The 18,887-nt window shown below is 38.7% G+C and carries 12 protein-coding genes and 2 pseudogenes; 9 read left to right on the top strand and 5 right to left on the bottom strand.

The features are described 5' to 3' along the window. The first annotated feature begins 147 nt into the window (after positions 1 to 147). Positions 148 to 1,401, top strand: a complete 1,254-nt coding sequence (locus tag PIL01S_RS29295) for a hypothetical protein (RefSeq protein ID WP_127541396.1) — start codon at positions 148 to 150, stop codon at positions 1,399 to 1,401. Then, entirely contained in the window at positions 1,388 to 2,731 is a 1,344-nt protein-coding gene (locus tag PIL01S_RS29290) for a hypothetical protein (RefSeq protein WP_127541394.1), read from the top strand. The genes PIL01S_RS29295 and PIL01S_RS29290 overlap by 14 nt, the downstream gene beginning before the upstream one ends. A 1,224-nt stretch (positions 2,732 to 3,955) precedes the next feature. Here PIL01S_RS29290 and PIL01S_RS29285 read toward each other — a convergent pair. Next, a pseudogene (locus tag PIL01S_RS29285) lies at positions 3,956 to 4,594 on the bottom strand (SpoVR family protein); the annotation flags it as partial. Positions 4,595 to 4,717: 123 nt separating this feature from the next. On the opposite strand from PIL01S_RS29285, the gene PIL01S_RS29280 reads away from it, so the two are divergent. Next, positions 4,718 to 7,435: a TrlF family AAA-like ATPase gene (locus tag PIL01S_RS29280; RefSeq protein ID WP_127541392.1), complete on the top strand. Its 2,718-nt coding sequence runs from the start codon at positions 4,718 to 4,720 to the stop codon at positions 7,433 to 7,435. Between the two features lie 2,085 nt (positions 7,436 to 9,520). On the opposite strand, the gene PIL01S_RS30125 is transcribed toward PIL01S_RS29280, so the two are convergent. Further along, positions 9,521 to 9,649 carry a hypothetical protein gene (locus PIL01S_RS30125; RefSeq protein WP_281280823.1) on the bottom strand — a complete coding sequence of 43 codons (129 nt, stop codon included), beginning with the start codon at positions 9,647 to 9,649 and terminating at the stop codon, positions 9,521 to 9,523. A 45-nt stretch (positions 9,650 to 9,694) separates the two neighbouring features. On the opposite strand from PIL01S_RS30125, the gene PIL01S_RS29275 reads away from it, so the two are divergent. From PIL01S_RS29275 to PIL01S_RS29260, 4 genes are all read left to right on the top strand, one after another. Further along, a complete protein-coding gene (locus PIL01S_RS29275; protein WP_246058592.1) occupies positions 9,695 to 10,030 on the top strand; it encodes a helix-turn-helix domain-containing protein in 336 nt (111 codons plus the stop codon). 360 nt (positions 10,031 to 10,390) lie between these two features. After that, positions 10,391 to 13,642 carry a type I restriction-modification system endonuclease gene (gene hsdR / locus PIL01S_RS29270; RefSeq protein ID WP_127541387.1) on the top strand — a complete coding sequence of 1,084 codons (3,252 nt, stop codon included), beginning with the start codon at positions 10,391 to 10,393 and terminating at the stop codon, positions 13,640 to 13,642. After that, the gene (locus PIL01S_RS29265) at positions 13,643 to 15,130 is read left to right on the top strand and encodes a class I SAM-dependent DNA methyltransferase (protein WP_127541385.1); all 1,488 of its coding nucleotides are present in this window, start codon (positions 13,643 to 13,645) and stop codon (positions 15,128 to 15,130) included. Next, positions 15,123 to 16,478: a restriction endonuclease subunit S gene (locus tag PIL01S_RS29260; protein WP_164764377.1), complete on the top strand. Its 1,356-nt coding sequence runs from the start codon at positions 15,123 to 15,125 to the stop codon at positions 16,476 to 16,478. Before PIL01S_RS29265 ends, PIL01S_RS29260 begins: the two co-directional genes overlap by 8 nt. Before the next feature lie 52 nt (positions 16,479 to 16,530). Here PIL01S_RS29260 and PIL01S_RS29990 read toward each other — a convergent pair whose 3' ends face one another. The 3 genes and pseudogenes from PIL01S_RS29990 to PIL01S_RS29985 form a co-directional block, all read right to left on the bottom strand. Continuing rightward, entirely contained in the window at positions 16,531 to 16,965 is a 435-nt protein-coding gene (locus PIL01S_RS29990; protein ID WP_281280822.1) for a SpoVR family protein, read from the bottom strand. Positions 16,966 to 17,005: 40 nt separating this feature from the next. Continuing rightward, positions 17,006 to 17,086 (bottom strand): SpoVR family protein, encoded by an 81-nt coding sequence (locus PIL01S_RS30120; protein WP_307721014.1) that lies wholly within the window; start codon positions 17,084 to 17,086, stop codon positions 17,006 to 17,008. 86 nt (positions 17,087 to 17,172) lie between these two features. Beyond that, positions 17,173 to 17,955 (bottom strand): annotated as a pseudogene (locus tag PIL01S_RS29985) (SpoVR family protein). A 109-nt stretch (positions 17,956 to 18,064) separates the two neighbouring features. Here PIL01S_RS29985 and PIL01S_RS29250 point away from each other — a divergent pair. Together PIL01S_RS29250 and PIL01S_RS29245 are read left to right on the top strand one after the other, a co-directional pair. After that, complete coding sequence (locus tag PIL01S_RS29250) at positions 18,065 to 18,436, top strand: restriction endonuclease (protein WP_127541380.1); 372 nt, start codon at positions 18,065 to 18,067, stop codon at positions 18,434 to 18,436. Positions 18,437 to 18,549: 113 nt separating this feature from the next. After that, complete coding sequence (locus tag PIL01S_RS29245) at positions 18,550 to 18,783, top strand: hypothetical protein (protein WP_127541378.1); 234 nt, start codon at positions 18,550 to 18,552, stop codon at positions 18,781 to 18,783. Positions 18,784 to 18,887: the final 104 nt, after the last annotated feature.

Raw genomic sequence — 18,887 nt, 5'->3', positions numbered from 1 at the left:
GTTCACTTATAAAAGTTTTACTTATCTTATGAGAAAGTGAGTTAAACTTCATGGAAGTATTATTTCCTTTGATATATAATATTTCTATTAATAAGGGCATGTAGTTCATGTAAGTGACCCTCATGACTCCAATAAGGGGAGAATAATATGATAGTAACTAGATACACATCCAAAAAGTCTGGCAATAATCAGGCAACTTGTTATTTCTGTGGAACAACCCTAAAAGAATATATTGAAAATTTACCAGCAGATTTTATGGAATATGACATTCAAAGAGGTATAGTTACCAATGTATACTTAGACAGAATCGTTGAAACTGTTTTAAACAAGGATCACATCCCACCAATCACTATTGTTACTGAAAGTATCGACAATGATGTAGAAGAAAATAACAGAATGATTATACAAGAATTTAAAATTCTTGATGGTCTGCAGAGAACATTCAGACTGAAAATTTTGTGGGATACAGTTATATATCTTGAGCATCTTCTTATGGATTATCCAACGATAGCTGAGTTTTCAAAACTAGAGTTATCTCGCAAGTTCGGCAGGGAACTTAAAGAAATTTCTTCGTCAACACTAGTGTTGGAGCGTTTAATAAGCAGTGAGAAAGAAATGCATGAAATCAAGGATTGTTTCAATGAAATTCAGTGGATTGAGATTTGGGAGGGACTTAGTCCTCATCAGGAAATCGAAAAAATGTTACTATTAAATGCAGGTCATAAACAGGTTTCCTTAAAACATCAATTAGAATTACTATTTTTAAATCTAGTGTCATATTTTGATGATATTAAGAAGCAGCATCCAGAATTTACGTTACTTAGAGAGAAAGAGATTAGCTCAATAAGTTTTAGTAAAGGACGTAAGAAATGGGAGTTTCATTTTTCTCACTTAATTACTGCATGTTTGGCATTCCTAGAAAAAGACACTATTACCGCAAATGCATCCTTAATTAAAGGAATTCAGGATGAAAAACTTAAGAATGGTGAATTTGTAGGTATAATATCTTACGAACTCTTAGTAGAACTGATTAACTTTTTAATGAGATTCGATACATATCTTGAAAAAAAATATTCCTTGGATGAAGGTATTCAATGGGTTTCTCGAGATACTGTAACAATAGGATTATTTGCAGCGTTAGGTAAATACTCAGAGGATATAAAAATAAAAAATCCTCAAGATGTGTTCAATCAATTTCTCGTTTCGCTTACATCAAGCGATAGTGATGTACTAAATATCAAAGAGTATAATAGGGAACGAGCTAACATCAATTTGAGTAAAGTTAATGTAGGGGAATACACAAAAAATGCAGTATATTTGGGAGTATACAATTATTTAGAAAATAAACAGCCCATTATATGGTCGGAATGTTTTAGGAGTGTAGAACATGCAAATAACTGACACATCCAAGAAAGCTATAGATATTTACTATGATAAGTTGGAATCTTTAATTAATTCTGTTATCGCTGAGTATGAACAAAACTTTGAACGTAAAAGTATTACAGAATTAGATAATTACATTGCTCTGTTAAATGATGGCTTAGATACCGTTAAGGATAAAAGAGCCACGGAAGAACTTGATTGTGAACTTGATGTAATTATTGGAATTTTTAATAAGCTTAATGATGAGTACCCTGAAATATTGAAGGAAGCAATACATTACTTTAGAATGATGTTTGCGCTACTCTCGAAAATTTCTACACTTGACATCAGTGTAGTTCCTCTTATCCCTTTAATTCAAGAAGATATGTTTAAACTTGTACCATATGACACTTCTTTCGAAAAATTTTATTTCAGTCCAGAAGATATAAGAAAGACAATTATTGTATTTTCACTTAATGATTTATCTGGAATAAGTGAGTTCTTAAATAAATTTAATGTTGAATTATTATTTCATTTACTTGGCAAGTTGAGTTCTACTAATGGTACTAGTGAGACTCACAAATATTTATTAATTGATAAGGATAGTTCAGAAAATGCAGATAGCTTAAAATCGTTTATGAATTTGTATGAGGTTTCGGTAGGTAAAGAGATTCATAATGCATATAGATATGATCAAATCCCTTTAATAAGATCTGATGTTGAATGGGATTATTTAAAAGGTTATCAACAATTTGATGATACAATTTATATCTTAAGCGAGTACAACTATCAAAAAAATATTATTGATAAATACTTAAAACTCTATCAAGTTATTGAGAACTTTATGTTTAGAGAACCTATTTGTTCTCTTGTAAATTTAAATGGCGAGGTTATGTTTTCAATAAGGGATTTTCAAAATTTATATAAACGTGTTATGGAAAATGAGCTAGGCGCATTAAAAAAATTTATGAAGTTAGCATTAAAACTGACATATAAAGAAACAGCTTCTTCCCAATTTAAAGACATAGTGTATTTAAGTTGGACAAAATTGATAGATACACCTGATAAAACTGCTGGAATAAATGGAGCTCTTCGGAAATTGGGATATAACGAAAATCACTCTGGAAATATAAATATCGGAAATATCCAGGATTTCTTCTCAGAGGTGATTTATAAACTTAGGAATTGTATTGTTCATAATAAAGAAACCGAATTTCATTTGACTTATGGAAATTTTTCTGATTATCCTGCTATTGCAAGATTATTAGAAGAATTTTTAATTGTTTGCTTAGAAGAACTTGTATTTAACATGTTAATTAATAAAAGTCAATTAATATCTTATAATCATCCCAATATTAGGCTTTTTTAGATAAGTGGAAAGTATTTATCGATTATTCGAAGCTATTTTTATATTTGTTAATTTAGACGTTCCTATCAATTTTACGTGATAGTGATTATATCCCTGTCAAATAGACAGCACGTGAATAAAAATTTAATTTGCGATCGTTTCCCAGTATACTACCGGGGAACGGTCGTTTATTTTTGGTTTGGTTGTAGAACAATATGTATTCGCTCACTTACTGTAAAGTTTCTGCATTGTTTTTCTCCTTATTCTAGTATATTTTCTCGGTTTTCAAATGATAGAAGAGGGGTTCTATCTAGGCATTTTTACGTCTAGAATGATTTCCTAGCATACCCTTTCAGTTTACGGTTAAGGGCTTCTAGTTATATCGAAAGCCTTGATTTTGTTCATGGTTATACCCTTCAATGCTACGTGCTGAAGTGGTCTATCCAGTGTGATCATGAACCAAAGCGAGGTCATTTTGTTTCAGAATGATGCCGCGCTACAATTTTTGTTATTGTATAAAGCCTGAGTTATAGAGAGTAAATAAAATGTTCTTCAGTCCGAATTTAGGTAAGGTCGCCCGCAACCGTTACTAAAGCCGATTTGCGTTTGCCACAGAAGCTTGTTTTCAAAAGAATCGACTTTTCTTTTGGATCACAGAACAGATCCCTTATTGTTTCGTTATCGTTACACCTTTTTATGGTTGACTCAATGGAATTCCCTCTACAATGCGACTGAATTCGAAAATATTCAAAATAAGGATGTAGTAAGTTCATGTTTCTTATGTTTACACTCTTTTGCCACTGATTTGTTTATTTCCCCCACCTATATATCCCGAGCCTGAAACCGCAGCTAACTAAAAGATCCAAAGTAGACCATGGCGTGATCGTAGATCCTCAATGATTTGAAATCTGGCAGAGTTACTTGCCACTCCTTATGTAGATAATATGAAGAATAAATTCCCGCTTGTGAATGCCGCATACGTATTACTTTACCGTGGATCAATACGTTGTATCCTCCAATTGTTGGACAAAGGGGAAAGTTATATAAACACTTCATCTAAGCATATTTCCATGAAGCGTAATCTTAGATATCTTTATGTAAGTATGGTTCCATCATGCCAAGCGGCAAGTCCCCGTTATTCTACAGGGACTTACCGCTTTATTTGTTGATCATACATTTTGGATTAAATAAGAATGTGAATAATTAATTCCATCGGATTCATTAAGTCATCAAAGTGAGGACATCTTACATAAATTTCCTATGGTGCTTCTTGCCGTCATAGGTAAACCAGATGGGTTTATCCTCAACCCGGGTTTCCAGATGAACCGTTCGCCCCCAGAGCCGGTACAGATAAGGGAGGGTGCGCTCCATATACTTCAGGTCCAGCTCAATGCCTTCATACTGGTGCTTCAGCACAAGTTCACCTGTTCGCAGATAATCGGCGTCCTGAACGACCAGATACGGTGAGCCTCCGTTAATACGAGAGAATACAAGTTGATCGCGTATGTTTTCCCAGGACTTGTCGGTGATTTTCCAATCCGGGCCTTTTTTCTCGAATACATAGAGATCCAAATCTTCAGTCAGCTGCTTCGTCATGTAATTTCGGATGAAGGAGGTGTCGGAATCGAATTCGCGAACCTCGAACATTTTGGCACGGCCCTGACCCGGTTTGCGGCCAAAGCGCTCCTGCTCTTCCCTGGATGGGTGATCCCAGCGGCGTTCAATATCTTCAAAAATTTTCAGCCCCAAATAGTACGGATTCAAACTTTGTTTGGATGGCTGTACGACGGAAGAATTCAATTTGGCAAATTCAATGGTGTCTTCACTACTCAGGTCGAGCTCGCGTATTATGCGTTGATGCCAGTAGGAGGCCCAGCCTTCGTTCCGCTAAGGTACTAGTTTATTAAGAATTTAGTGTAGAAAAAGCAGGAAAAAAGTACTATTGTGTAGAATTTTTTAGTGTTATAGCAATTTCCAATCTCAAAAATGTAAAGGTGGGCATTCCAAGTGCAATTTCATGGTTCGAAATGGTGGAAGTTTGATTTCCACACTCATACTCCTATATCAATTGATTACGGTAAAGGTCCAAATCAAGAGTCTTTAAAAGCACGTAAACCACGTGAGTGGTTGTTGGATTATATGGCTAAAGAGATTGATTGTGTAGCTGTTACAGATCACAATTCAGGTGCATGGATCGATACTTTGAAAAATGAATTAAATCTTATGAAAGAAGAGGTAGTTGAGGGGTATAGAGAATTAACTATTTTTCCTGGTGTTGAGATAACGGTTCACGGGAATATACATTTGTTAGCAATATTTGACCCATCTGAAACTTCAGAACGTATTATGAAGCTTGTAAGTGAATGTAAGTATGAGGGTACATATGGTGATTCCGATGGTTGTACAACTAAGTCATTTAATGATGTTGTAGATATCATTCATGAAATGAAAGGATTAGCTATACCAGCACATATTGACACTATAAGAGGTTTATTTGTGGAGCAAGAAGGAAATTCATTAAGAAAATGCTTAAGTGCTAGCGGGTTGCTTGCGATGCAATTATGCAATTCAATGTTTGATAAACCTCAAATTTATCATGAAATGAAATTAAATCTGACTGAGGTAGCCGGGTCTGATAGCCATCATCCAGAGACTGCTGGCTCAAGTTATACTTGGGTTAAAATGGAGTTTCCAAATTTGGAAGCGCTGAGATTAGCATTGCATGATGGTGAAGATGGAGTAATCAGAGGTGATTCAGGGATTGATAAACCAAATGACACACATGATAGATTTTTTATTAATTCAATTGAGATATCGCATGGAGCGAAAGCAGGAAGACGAAATCCACTGAAAGTTAGTTTTAGCCCTTGGTTAAATACTGTTATTGGTGGCAGGGGGTCAGGAAAATCAAGCCTAATTGAGTATATGAGGTTACCTTTAAGTAAAACTATGGGACTCCCACAAAAAGTTCAAGAAGAATTTAAAGAGTTTAATCAAGTGCCTAAAGAACGAGGCAGAGCTGGCATGCTAACTCACAATACTAAAATAAGAGTGGAGATGCAGAAAGATGGGCGAGATATTGCGTTAACGTGGGCAAATAGTGAAATATTTGAAGAGCATAAAAATGAGCAGGGTGAGTGGGAAGAGAAAGAACAAAGCAACAATATTGATTCAAGATTCCCAATAAGAATTTTCAGTCAAAAACATTTATACTCATTGACTGAAGATCCTAACCATATATTGGACATAGTTGATCAACAGTTTGATAAAAAAAAATGGATTGAACAAAAACAAGAATTGACACAAAGGTTTTTGCAGTCAAGAAAAAAACAACGAGACCTTCATTTAAAGATTAATAACAAAGGTAATTTGAAATCTGAGTTGGAAGATGTAATTGCAAAAATGAAAATTTTCGAGGATTCAGGACATAAAGAATTGCTTGAACGATATCATAGAACACAAACATTAAACGAAAAAATTAATAACGAAATTGAAAAGGTTTCGAAATTATCGAGGGACTTAGAGGAAATTGATTTGCCTGATATAAGTATAGATTCAGATACATTTACAGACCTAGATACTGAATCACTAAATCTTTTACAGGATAAGACCATAGAGTTTAATAAAATTAAAACTCAGATAAAGGAATTGATTGTGCAATTAGGATCATTTGGAAGTCAATTTAATGAAACAGCGTCTAAAATCCCTTGGCACAGTAGCCGTCTAGAACATCAAGAAAAATACCTAGATCTTGTAAAACGTCTTGAGGAGAATGGTGAGAAGAACCCAAATGCATACGGACAACATGTGTCAAGAAAAAGGGAACTTGAAGAGAAACTTAGTGAAATTCAGAATATTGAAGGACAATTGAATGATCAAAAAGAGGAGACTAGTGGAGTATTTATAGAAATAAATAATCATGAAAGAAAGCTTAGAACAGAGCGAGAAAATGCTATCAATGAATGGCAGGGATCTAATCCACATATAAGAATTCATCTCAAGGTTATGGGAGATATATACAGTGCTGAAACGAGTTTTAGGGGATTAATTAGAAAATCTGGAACTGAATTTTCGAAGGACATTTTAGAAAGAGATGAAGACGGGAATCCAAGTGGAGGTATTATCTTTAATCTGCTAAATTCTGAAGATCCTTGGAAAACTCGTTCTGAAATAGTACTTAAAGTTATTAGGACTAATGAACAGGAATCCAATGGATTTGGTAAACCATTTGCTAAACATCTTAATGCACTTAAATATAATACACCAGAAGATACGGATAGAATGTTCTTGTGGTATCCAGAAGATAAGATTGAACTGAAGTTAGTAACAAATCGCAAAGAAGAAGATATTGAAACAGGTTCAGCGGGACAAAGGACAGCTGCTATGTTGTCCCTTATGTTATTACTTGACGATTCACCAATTATAATTGATCAACCAGAAGAAGATCTGGATACCAAGAGAATTACTGATTTGGTTGTTACTAGTTTAAGAAAATTTAAAAAGAAGCAGCAAGTTATAGTGATAACTCATAACCCTAACATACCTGTAAATGGTGCTGCCGAAAATATAATTCAAATGAATTTTGCTGGAGGACAAATACAAAAGCAAATAAGTGGAGCATTACAGAAAACTGACGTTCGTGAGGCAGTCTGTGAAGTAATGGAAGGAGGAAAAGATGCTTTAGATAAGCGGTATTTTAGAATCTCTAGAGCTCTTGAGGAATAATATTCAACTGCCGACTAACGTGTCGGCAGTTTTTTTAATTTCAGTACAACAATCGGAGTTGAATATGCTGATTGCATATCATAAAAGTTCAATTTATACGCAGTAAAGATGCCCTTAATATCTGTATAATATGACACAGCCTTATCCAAAGATTCCCATCTTGATATCTGTTGAGCAATTTTTTGTTCTTCGAGATCTTTGATTTCGGATTTTGATAGTTGAACAAACATATACTTCACCTCGATAAGTTTTGTAAATATTCTATGTGATAACTCTTTAACTCAGACTATTTTTCCTCTCAATACCATCATCAATCCAAAAAAATATAATAAGTATAGTAGACCATAAGTAATTCTTCTGCATTTCACCCGGTAGACTTCATATTTATTATGAAACTCAGAATTGTTTCGATTTCAAAAGGGGAGAAAAATCTCAACGATAGTGCTGTATGTTGAACGGTTATCCGAGAATTCATACAAGTTTTATAACTTGAGATATCCTTCACCAAGAACCGTTTACCAAGTTAAATTCCTGTCCATACTGGTAAATATGAAAATCGGACAAACCCCATGGGACAAGCATTTTTCAAGCACTTCATCTCGTTAGCCGGGTAGGCTGCCGGTCGCGTGCCTATCTCGTTACCGAGATTTGAGTACGTGTGATGGACAAGCTAACTCCAAAACCGAGATCTTGTCCATGTAGATTCATTAACCAGGATCACTAAAAAACCAACCTTCCTGTTTAGGGTGGTTGGTTAAGTGACAATCGTACTGACGAGGCTGCTTCTGGTTTGAATTGCGATTTCTCCTTTAGTAATAACATTTTTACTGTCCCTAGTTGTTGGAGTGAAAATAGCTTGCTGAACCAGATAAGTCACCATCTTGCGAATATCATGAGCATTATCCTGGCTGGTCATAATGTTTCTGGACTTTATGTTGCGTGTAATCTCTGCTGGGTTTGCTTCAATTAGATCGAGGTACTGAAGATGACTTAAAGATTGTTTGATTTTATCATCGAGTCCTTCGATCCGGGTCGTCAATTGTCCTTTTTGTAACGTAAGGACCTGTACCATCTTGGTGTTGTCATCTCTGGTTTCTAAGTCTTTTACGCTCTCTGCGAGCTTCTTGGCATGTAATTCAGTAAGCTGTAATTTTTTCTTCAGCTCAGATAATAAGGCTTCATTTTATCCAACTGTTTAACGATAAGTTGACGTTCGTTCAGCATCTGGTCATATACCGAGGAACTAACGGTCTCCAGATTTTGTGCTTTAAGATCATTCAGCTGGGCATCAAAAAAGCGTGCATCCGGTCTCATTCTATATTATATTGGCAACTTGAGCAGCAATACCACTTCTTCCTGTATAGCTCACCTCGTTTTTAGAAGGTGTTACTGAGGAACGTTTGTATGCGATCGTAATCCCCATTGTCGGGGCACCAATCCTGTGTGCTGCATGCTCCGTACGAAATCAGAAAATAAGTGCAGTTCGTTTCAATGATAGCTTCGTACAAATTCTGATGATTTTTGCCTGTTCAGGTTCAACGTGGTATACCTTATCCTAATCTACATAACACCCAAAGGAAATTCTACCTTGAGTGTGTTTTCCTTGTTTCGCCATTGTATATTTCGTTTTTGATACGTTGCACAATTCGGCTGGTTTCGCGTTCGTTAAATCCCCCGATAATCAATTCGAAAAATTCTCCGGCTGCCGAGTATTGTATAGAAATTTCTTTGTCTGCTATGAAAACAACTGTAGCTTGTGTGGAAAGAAATGGCTCGTAAAGTTCCATGGATTGTTCGATTTCGAGCAAGCTGAGCCCTTTTATACAAGTAGATGGTATTAATCATCCCTTTGTTGATTTTCCTAGAATAGGCTGCTCAACTCCGTACGTTCATGAATTTCGGTTTTTCGAGCAGAGACTGCTTCATTGAAAAATAGATCCTTAGATATGTGCCCTTTCACTTTGACTTTCTCAAGAGCGAGAGCCTTCTGCATTTCGATAGAATGCTTGTGATTTGATTGAACTTCGAGCGTATAAAATGGTTTTCATCAATAACTACTCCTCTCCTAGGTTGTTAGATGCTTGTTCAGCAATCAGCTGCTTTTTTCAGCAGATTTACATAAAGATCCATCCACTTCCCTGTTGCATCTGGATCACGAATTTGGCTAATGGATGAGACTAAATCTCGGTTGTGCGTGATCTTTTTGCGGTTCATGGTGAAATTAATTCCTCCTAAGGCGGTGTAAGAGAATGAGCAATTTTGGGTCAACAGATTCGCCAAATTAGACAACAAAAGGGAATCCGACTTAACGAATTTGCTAATGAAATTGGTGTTTCGCCTGCTTACTTAAGCAATTTGGAAACAGGGAAAACCCAAACCATTCAATTTGAAGTACTGAGCAAACTTCAGAAAGAGCACAAGTTGAATATTGACGAATCAGATTCTGAAGCTGATCCATTGGTATGGCGTGTTGTCCGGATAAGTGAAATGCTTCTTGAACTGAGCAGCAAGAACCCCATTGCTGCAGATTATTTCATGAAAATGGTGGAAGAAGGCTCGGAGTTGTTTAACAATAACTCGTCCAACATCCATTAAGTCCCCCCAATATTTGGGAAAGTGTTCGCCATGATAAATATCTCTTTATAAATATGAATATACTGATCGCTAGGAGAGCCTAACCCCTGTCAAGGAGTTAGGCTTTTGGCATGCAGTCTGTGAGTTTAGATGTACGTTTTTGTTGAGTGTTGTGTCCATGAATACTATTTATTATTTCATATATGAAGGTTTCAGGCCCAATTAAAGAGAATCCTCCCAAAAACAATGGAAGTAGAGGGGGTTATTATGAAATGTAAAGGAAGTAATATCCTAATTCTTGTGTTACTATAGAACTAGTAATCTGTAATCAATCCTGAATTTGTTGAGTTAACACGAAAACTGGATATTGAGGTGCTGTGAATGTCTGGAAACTTTGAGTTCTTACATAGTAGATGGGAAATACTGTCGAATCTTGGGGAGATGGCAGAACGCAATTTATTTATAGACCCCAATACGTCATTAATTAAGTTGCGCATGTTCGGTGAAACACTAACGAAATATATATGCGCTATGGAAGAGTTAGATGAGACTAGGGAACTTACTCAGGTTGATCGACTATCGCAGTTGAAGCGCGATGGTCTGATCTCTGATGAAATTGTAGATTATCTTCATACCTTACGTAAAATTGGAAACAAGGCAGTCCACGAATCGGGTTATGGTTCAACGGCTGAAGCCCATGCATCGACGCATCTGGCTTTCCGACTTGGCGTATGGTTCATGGAAGTATATGGTGACTGGTGCTTCAATTCGCCGACCTATATCGAACCGACTCAGCAAGACACTGCAAATAATGGTGAGCAATTGGCTCAACTGGCAGAGTCATATGAATCGAAAATGGAACTGTTACAGCAAGAATTGGAGAACTTGCGCCAGCAGCAGGCAACGGTTACGAACGAAGATAAGAAAAAGCGCCATACAAAATCAAGAGAAGCAGGTAGCGCCTTTAAGCTTACGGAAGCTGAGACTCGGCTAATTATCGACGATAAGTTGCGTCAAGCAGGCTGGGAAGTAGACTCTCAAAAGCTCCGTTTTGGATTAGGAACGCGTCCAGAGAAAGGACGCAATATTGCTATTGCTGAATGGGCACTTAAGACAGGATTTGCAGACTATGCGTTATTTTGCGGGCTAGAACTGGTTGGCATTGTAGAAGCCAAGCGAATGAGTAAAAACGTAGAGGCAGATATTGCTCAAGCAAAAAAATACGCCATGAATGTCGTGCAGCATGGGGACGAAATGATTCATGATCCTTGGGGAAATTACCAGGTTCCGTTCCTTTTCTCGACCAATGGGCGACCATATCTGGAACAACTGAAGCATCTGTCGGGAATTTGGTTTCTTGACGCGCGCAAATCAACGAACCATCCACGTCCTCTTCAGGCGTGGTATTCCCCACAGGGTCTAAAAGATTTATTACAGCAGGATGTGGAAAAGGCAGCCCAAGATTTGCGTGATGAGACATTGGATTACTTGAAGTTACGCCCTTATCAGGAAGATGCAATTCTTTCTGTAGAGGAAGCGATTGACAACGGACAGCGTGATATTTTATTAGCAATGGCAACAGGCACAGGCAAGACACGTATGGCAATCGGTCTCATTTATCGTCTAATCAAGCACAACCGATTTAAACGCATTTTGTTCCTTGTTGACCGATCAGCCTTAGGGGTTCAAGCAGAGGCGGCGTTCAAGGATTCGAAGCTAGAGAGTTATCATTCGTTTACGGAGATTTTTGAGCTCCAGACACTGGATGACAAGAAGCCGAACACGGAGACCAAAGTGCAGATCGCAACTGTTCAGGGTATGGTTAAACGCCTATTCTATAACGAATCAGATGATGGTACTGGAATTCCTTCCGTTGACCAATATGATTGCATTATTGTCGATGAAGCGCATCGGGGGTACACATTAGACAAGGAAATGTCTGAAATAGAGTTAGAGTTTCGTGACCATGAAGATTATGTGAGTAAGTATCGGAAGGTACTGGACTATTTCGATGCGTTCCGAATAGGGTTGACAGCTACGCCGGCATTGCACACAGTCGAGATATTTGGACGCCCAGTGTACAATTATTCGTATCGTGAAGCTGTAATTGATGGTTACTTAATTGACCATGAACCTCCGATGCAGTTTGAGACTCAACTCAAAAAGAACGGAATCAAGTGGCAAGTTGGCGAAGAGGTTGCCGTATACGACATTTCGTCTGGCAATGTCGAGAAGGAACTGCTTGAGGATGAGATCAATCTGGAAGTAACCCAGTTTAACAAGACGGTGATAACAGAAAATTTCAACCGCGTTATCCTGGAAGAATTGACAAAACATATTGATCCTGAATCGGACGGCAAGACACTGATTTTTGCTGCAACAGACGATCATGCAGATATGATTGTACGGATGTTTAAGGAAGAGTTGGAAAAGATGTATGGATCGGTAGACGACAATGCCGTGCTCAAAATCACTGGCTCAATCAAAGATCCGCTTCATGCTATTAAGTTGTTTAAAAATGAACGCTTGCCTAATATCGTTGTAACCGTCGATTTATTGACTACGGGTGTAGATATTCCAAGTATCACTAATCTGGTCTTTATGCGTCGTGTTCGTTCACGGATTTTGTACGAGCAGATGATCGGTAGAGCGACGAGACGTTGTGATGAGATTGGCAAGGATCATTTTATGATCTATGACGCGGTGGGGATCTACGAGACATTGAAGCCATATACTGATATGAAGCCCGTTGTGACGAAGCCTACAGTGTCGCTTGATGTTCTGACAAGTGAACTTGCACAGTTGGAGAGCGAAGAACAAGGCAAGTTACATAAGGATCAGATTATCGCGAAAATGCAACGGAAGAAATGTACATGGACGCAGAAAGATCATGAGGAATTCCAGGCTCTGTCTGGCGGAATGAGTATTGATACGTTTATCGACGATCTGAAGAATATGAGTGCGTTGCAAGCGAGTGGTGATTTGCAAATTAAGAAATCTCTTGTTGCCTTCATTGATGAAAATCGTGGGAGAGGACACCGTATCTATATATCAGAACATGAGGATAAGTTGCTCTCTACCACACGAGGATATGGGGAGGCGGATAAACCTGAAGATTATTTGGAAGGGTTCCAATCGTTTATCACCGAAAACCTGAACCTTATTCCTGCTCTTACAATTATATGTACCCGTCCAACAGATCTGACACGAGATGAGCTGCGTAAGCTGCGGGTGGAGCTGGATCAGAAAGGGTATTCGGAGAAAATGCTGCAGGCAGCTTGGCGAGATGCGAAAAACGAGGATATTGCAGCAGATATTATAAGTTTTATCCGTCAACAAGCGATTGGAGATCCCTTAATTAGCCATGAAGAACGGATTGAAGGCGCGATGAAAAAAATATATGATATGAAAGTCTGGTCGAAGGTTCAAAAGGACTGGTTAAAGCGCATTGAGAAACAATTGCTCCAGGAATCGGTGTTGGATCCGAATCCGGAAAAGGCATTCGAGGTTGAACCGTTCAAGAGCAAGGGTGGCTATATGCAGTTGAACAGAATCTTCGATGGAGAGATGGATACGATCGTAAATACAATCAATACGGCACTATATACACCAAGAAAGAAGGACTACGCGTAAATGGGCAATCAGGATATTGTACAAAAACTTTGGAACTTATGTAACGTACTGCGGGATGACGGCATTACGTATCATCAATATGTAACGGAACTGACGTATGTACTTTTTTTGAAAATGATGAAGGAAACAAACAAAGAGAGTATTTTGCCGGAAGAATATCGCTGGGATTCCCTCACGGAGCGCCATGGTATAGTGCTACAGCAGCATTATCGTCAATTGCTGCTTGATCTGGGCAACCAAGGCAATGAGACGATCAAGCAAATTTATATGAACGCAACCTCCAATATTAATGAGCCGAAAAACCTGGAGAAAATTATCACTTCTATTGATCAGTTAGACTGGTATAGCGCGAAAGAAGAAGGGCTTGGAGACCTGTACGAGGGTCTGCTTGAAAAGAATGCAAGTGAGACCAAGTCGGGAGCAGGTCAATACTTTACACCACGTCCTCTTATTGATGTAATCACGAAACTAGTTGACCCACAACCGGGAGAGCGTTGTAATGACCCTGCGGCGGGTACGTTCGGTTTCATGATCGCAGCAGATCGTCACGTCCGCAGCAACACGGATGAGTATTTCGACCTACCAGAAAAGGCAGCTGAGTTTCAAAAGAAAGAAGCATTCACCGGGGTTGAATTGGTAAAGGATACGCATCGTCTTGCGATGATGAATGCGATGCTTCATGAAATTGATGGAGAGATTATTTTGGGGGATACACTCTCCGATGACGGTGCACATCTGAAGAACTTCGATGTCATTTTGACGAATCCGCCGTTTGGCACAAAGCAAGGCGGTGAACGCCCAACACGTGATGACCTCACGTTTACAACGACAAATAAACAATTGAATTTCCTACAGCATATTTACCGGGCTTTAAAAGCAGACGGAAAAGCGCGTGCAGCAGTTGTCTTACCTGATAACGTACTATTTGAGAGCGGTGCTGGCGCGAAAATTCGTGCTGACTTAATGGACAAGTGCAATTTGCATACGATTTTGCGTTTGCCTACAGGAATTTTCTATGCCCAAGGTGTCAAAACAAACGTCCTGTTCTTTACACGTGAGAAGACAGATAAGGAAAATACAAAAGACGTATGGGTATACGATTTGCGAACAAATATGCCGAGCTTTGGTAAGCGAACCCCTCTAACAGGGGCACATTTTGATTCTTTTGTGGAAGCCTACTCTGCTGAAGATCGTACGAAGGTAGAAGATGTTCGATGGAATGTGTTCACTCGTGAGGATATTCGTAAGAAGGGTGACAGTCTTGATATCGGCTTAATTGCAGATGAATCATTATCTGCTTACGATAACCTGCCTGATCCAATTGATTCCGCAGAAGAAGCAATGGCGAAGTTGGAGGAAGCATTAGCTCTGCTGGGTGAAGTCGTTGCCGAATTGAAGTCGATTGATACAACTCAGGTGAGCTATGAGAATACTCAGTCATCGCTTGCCATGGTCGCTGAAACATCCGGGGTGTATGGGAATGAATAAAAAGAAAACAAAGTCACAGGAAGAGTTACTAAAAGAAGCTCTGGTGCCAGTGGAAGAGCAGCCGTATGAGGTGCCTGAGAATTGGGTATGGGTTAAAGTAGGCTCAATAAACAACGGAAAAAGACGTGGGATTGAACCTAATCAATTTGAGGACGAAGTATTTGAGTTATATAGTGTCCCTAGTTTTGTTACAAATGAGCCAGAATTATTGTCAGGACAAGAAATTAGCTCAAATAAACAAGTGGTTGAACCAGGTGATGTTTTAATTTGCAAAATAAATCCCAGGATAAATAGAGTTTGGACTGTTAGTAAAAAGTCAAGGTATAGACAAATAGCATCGACTGAATGGATAGTCATATCTGAGAATCAAAACTTACATTCAAAGTATTTGATGTATTTGTTTAGATCTCCTTATTTTAGAAGGTTGCTTACTGCAAATGTTTCTGGTGTAGGTGGCTCTCTCACAAGAGCACGACCAAAAGATGTCGAGAAATATCCTGTAGCACTTCCACCACTAAACGAACAAAAACGAATTGCTGATAAAGTTGAAAGGCTTTTGGGTAAAATCAATCTAGCTAAACAATTGATTGAAGAAGCCAAAGCAACCTTTGAACTTCGTCGAGCGGCAATTTTGGACAAGGCATTTCGTGGGGAGCTGACAAAGAAATGGCGAGACGAGAATGGTGTGGATTCTATTTGGGAGAATCATGAAATTCGAAGTCTGATTCAAGAATTAAACCAAGGATGGAGTCCAAAATGTGAAAACTATCCTTCGATTGAAGCGGGAAAATGGGGAGTTATTAAAACAACTGCAATTCAACATATGAATTTCGTTGAGGAAGAGAACAAACAACTTCCTGATTCGTTACAGCCAAGGGAGAAGCATGAAATAAAGGCAGGTGATATTCTTATCACTCGTGCAGGTCCCCGTATAAGAGTGGGGGTTTGCTGTTTAGTAAGAGAAGTCAGACCTCGACTATTACTCTGTGATAAAGCTTATAGGGTTCGTGTAAATTTAGAACGTGTCATCCCTGAATATCTCGTATTAGTATTAAATTCACCTAAAATACTTGATGAAATAAATTCAATGAAGACAGGGATTTCAGATAGCGGTGTTAATCTAACTCAAGAGAAATTCCTATCAATCATGCTTAATATACCTTCAATCAATGAGCAGAAAGAAATTGTGCGTATCGTAGATAAACTTTTTGTGAATGAACAAAAGGTAAATGAGATTTACGGTCTCGTTAATAAGACAGATATTGTTCAAGCTTCAATCTTAGATCAGGCATTTAAAGGAGAACTTGGAACTAATAATGCTGTGGAAAGGAACTATTTTTCACAGTAAGAATCTAATAAAATTGCAGCCCTCCCTAATTTTAAGGACGGGCTGCTTTCATCTACATAAACTTCCGACTAAATTTATTCCCATCATACATAAACAACAACGGTTTGCCCTCCACAATCGTCTCCAAATATACACTTTTTCCCCACAACCGATAAACATACGGCAGCGTTCGCTCCACATACTTCAAATCAAGCTCAATGCCTTCATACTGATGCAGCAAATAAATCTCACCGTTGCGTGAATAATCACCATCCTTGACCACCAAGTATGGAAAACCACCATTCACACGAGAGAGTGCTAGTTGATCACGAATGTTCTCCCACGATTTATCGGTGATTTTCCAATCAGGACCCTTCTTCTCGAATACATATAGATCCATTTCCTTAACCAGCTCTTTTGTCAGGTTATTGCGAATAAACGAAATATCTGAATCATATTCACGCACTTCAAACATTTTTTTCTCTGCCGCGCCCAGGAACCCGACCAAAGCGTTCTCTTTCTTCGGGAGTAGGGTTATCCCATCGCTTCTAGATGTCTTCGAATATTTTCAATCCCATGTAATAAGGATTCAGCGATTGTTGAGAAGGCTGAACAACAGAAGAGTTCAGTTTGGCGTACTCAATCGTCTCATTTAACCGTTAGATCGAGCTCTCGCATTGAAGATGATGGAAGAAGCTAGCCCAACCCTCGTTCATTATTTTCGTCTCGTACGTGCCCAAAAGTACAACATTTCATCACGGAGCATGGTTAGAATATCACGCTGCCAAGGCTCTAATATCGGCGAATATTCTTCGATAAACATAATAGATCTTTCTCAGGCTGGGGAGGAAATGAGCAGGAGTTTCTTTTTCTCGTCCTCTTCTACCTTAACAAGTGACCACAAGTCGTCATACGGTGTAGAGGTGGGATTTTTCTTGGTTGGTTTAGACTTCTGCATGGACCTAATGTACGCCGCCTTGGACATGTTATAAGGCTTCACGATGGACGGGTCGACATGTTCCTGAATCACAAGGTCTGCATCGATGAATTGTTCAACTGCAAGCGTTCCGTAGGTCATCTCATAATCCCGAATCCGTTCAGCAGTAGCGGTCATGGTTTCAACCATATTGCGATTCGTTTTGGAGAAACGGGCGTTGTTTTTGAAGAAGTCACAGTGTGCGAGAACACGGGCTACAATCAGTTTATTTTGGACAAGGGAGTTGCTATCCAAGAGAAAGGCATAATACGGATCAGAGTTGATTACGAGCTCATAGATTTTGCTCAGTCCGAATTCATATTCCATCTTCATCTTGTTAAACGTTTTACCAAAGCTCCAATGACTGAAACGAGCGGGCATGGCGTATGCACCAAACGCATAGATAATATCGGATGGACAAATTTCATATCGCATGGGGTAGAAATCCAGTCCAAGACCGGTAGCGATCTCTGTAATTACCGCTATGGTGTATTCCAATGCTTTTATATCTGTGGATGACATATGGCTCCCTCCAATTCAGTTGACAGTTAACTGAAATCGTACGATACCTGACAAATGGATTGAAACGCTGAAGCGCTGGATATGATGGGATATAAAGGATTGATCTAGTATGACTATATTGTTTAGTATCTTGCTGATGTTCACTTGCTACCTCGTGTACAAGTATCATAATCAAAAACAAACGTTAGAAGACTATCGTAACAATGCTCTTGAAGCATTCTCATCCCATGAAGATATGAAGGAGACACTCCGAATCGGTTGGTATACCGCTTTAAACGGGATTCACTCCCAGATGGTTAAGCAGGGTGCTATAGGAGGTTATGTGGTAACAACGAGCGACTTTACGAGCAACGCACGTAACTATGCTGAAGAATTGGATATTGAACTGATCAATGGCACGCAGTTGGTGGAGCTATGGCTTGAGCATCTAGAGATCAAGAGTGAACGTGTTACGGTATTGAACCCTATTCCGCAAGTGTAATTGTCCAAAATCTCATTATTTCAGGGCTGAGTTGCAACACGGTTGTATGCTATAATTCAGCTTAAGATTTTCATCAGCAGGTGAAGCAATATCATCGAAGGAGGTTGCAAGGGGTGAACTTTAGTCTGAAGGCTCCTGATGGCACCATCATTGAATCCTACGAGAAAGATCATAAGGAATTCATTCGTATTGCCGGCTTGGAATATGAAGTGTATAACCCGGTGGATGAACTGGATTCCGATCCGGAAATACGACAAATGATTGAATCATCCGAGAAAGACATTGAGCAGGGCAAGTTGTATTCAACAGACGATTTGATTAGACTGGTGAAGTGTGGTGCGCTGTAATTGATGGTTTATTGGAACAAAATTTTACATATTTGATTTTGAAAACGGTTGATACTTATTTATCGGATAAATAATGTATTGAAATGCCAAGCGGCAAGTCCCCG

Source organism: Paenibacillus illinoisensis NBRC 15959, from assembly GCF_004000925.1.
GTDB classification, from domain to species: Bacteria; Bacillota; Bacilli; order Paenibacillales; family Paenibacillaceae; genus Paenibacillus; species Paenibacillus illinoisensis.
The sequence above is the reverse complement of the archived record's forward strand: the minus strand, read 5'-3'. Positions and strand labels throughout refer to the sequence as shown.

Coding starts and splice junctions, on each gene's coding strand:
- PIL01S_RS29295 (WP_127541396.1), top strand. CDS start 148: ATGATAGTAACTAGATACACATCCAAAAAGTCTGGCAATAATCAGGCA.
- PIL01S_RS29290 (WP_127541394.1), top strand. CDS start 1,388: ATGCAAATAACTGACACATCCAAGAAAGCTATAGATATTTACTATGAT.
- PIL01S_RS30125 (WP_281280823.1), bottom strand. CDS start 9,649: ATGAACCGCAAAAAGATCACGCACAACCGAGATTTAGTCTCATCCATT.
- hsdR (WP_127541387.1), top strand. CDS start 10,391: ATGTCTGGAAACTTTGAGTTCTTACATAGTAGATGGGAAATACTGTCG.
- PIL01S_RS29265 (WP_127541385.1), top strand. CDS start 13,643: ATGGGCAATCAGGATATTGTACAAAAACTTTGGAACTTATGTAACGTA.
- PIL01S_RS29260 (WP_164764377.1), top strand. CDS start 15,123: ATGAATAAAAAGAAAACAAAGTCACAGGAAGAGTTACTAAAAGAAGCT.
- PIL01S_RS29250 (WP_127541380.1), top strand. CDS start 18,065: ATGACTATATTGTTTAGTATCTTGCTGATGTTCACTTGCTACCTCGTG.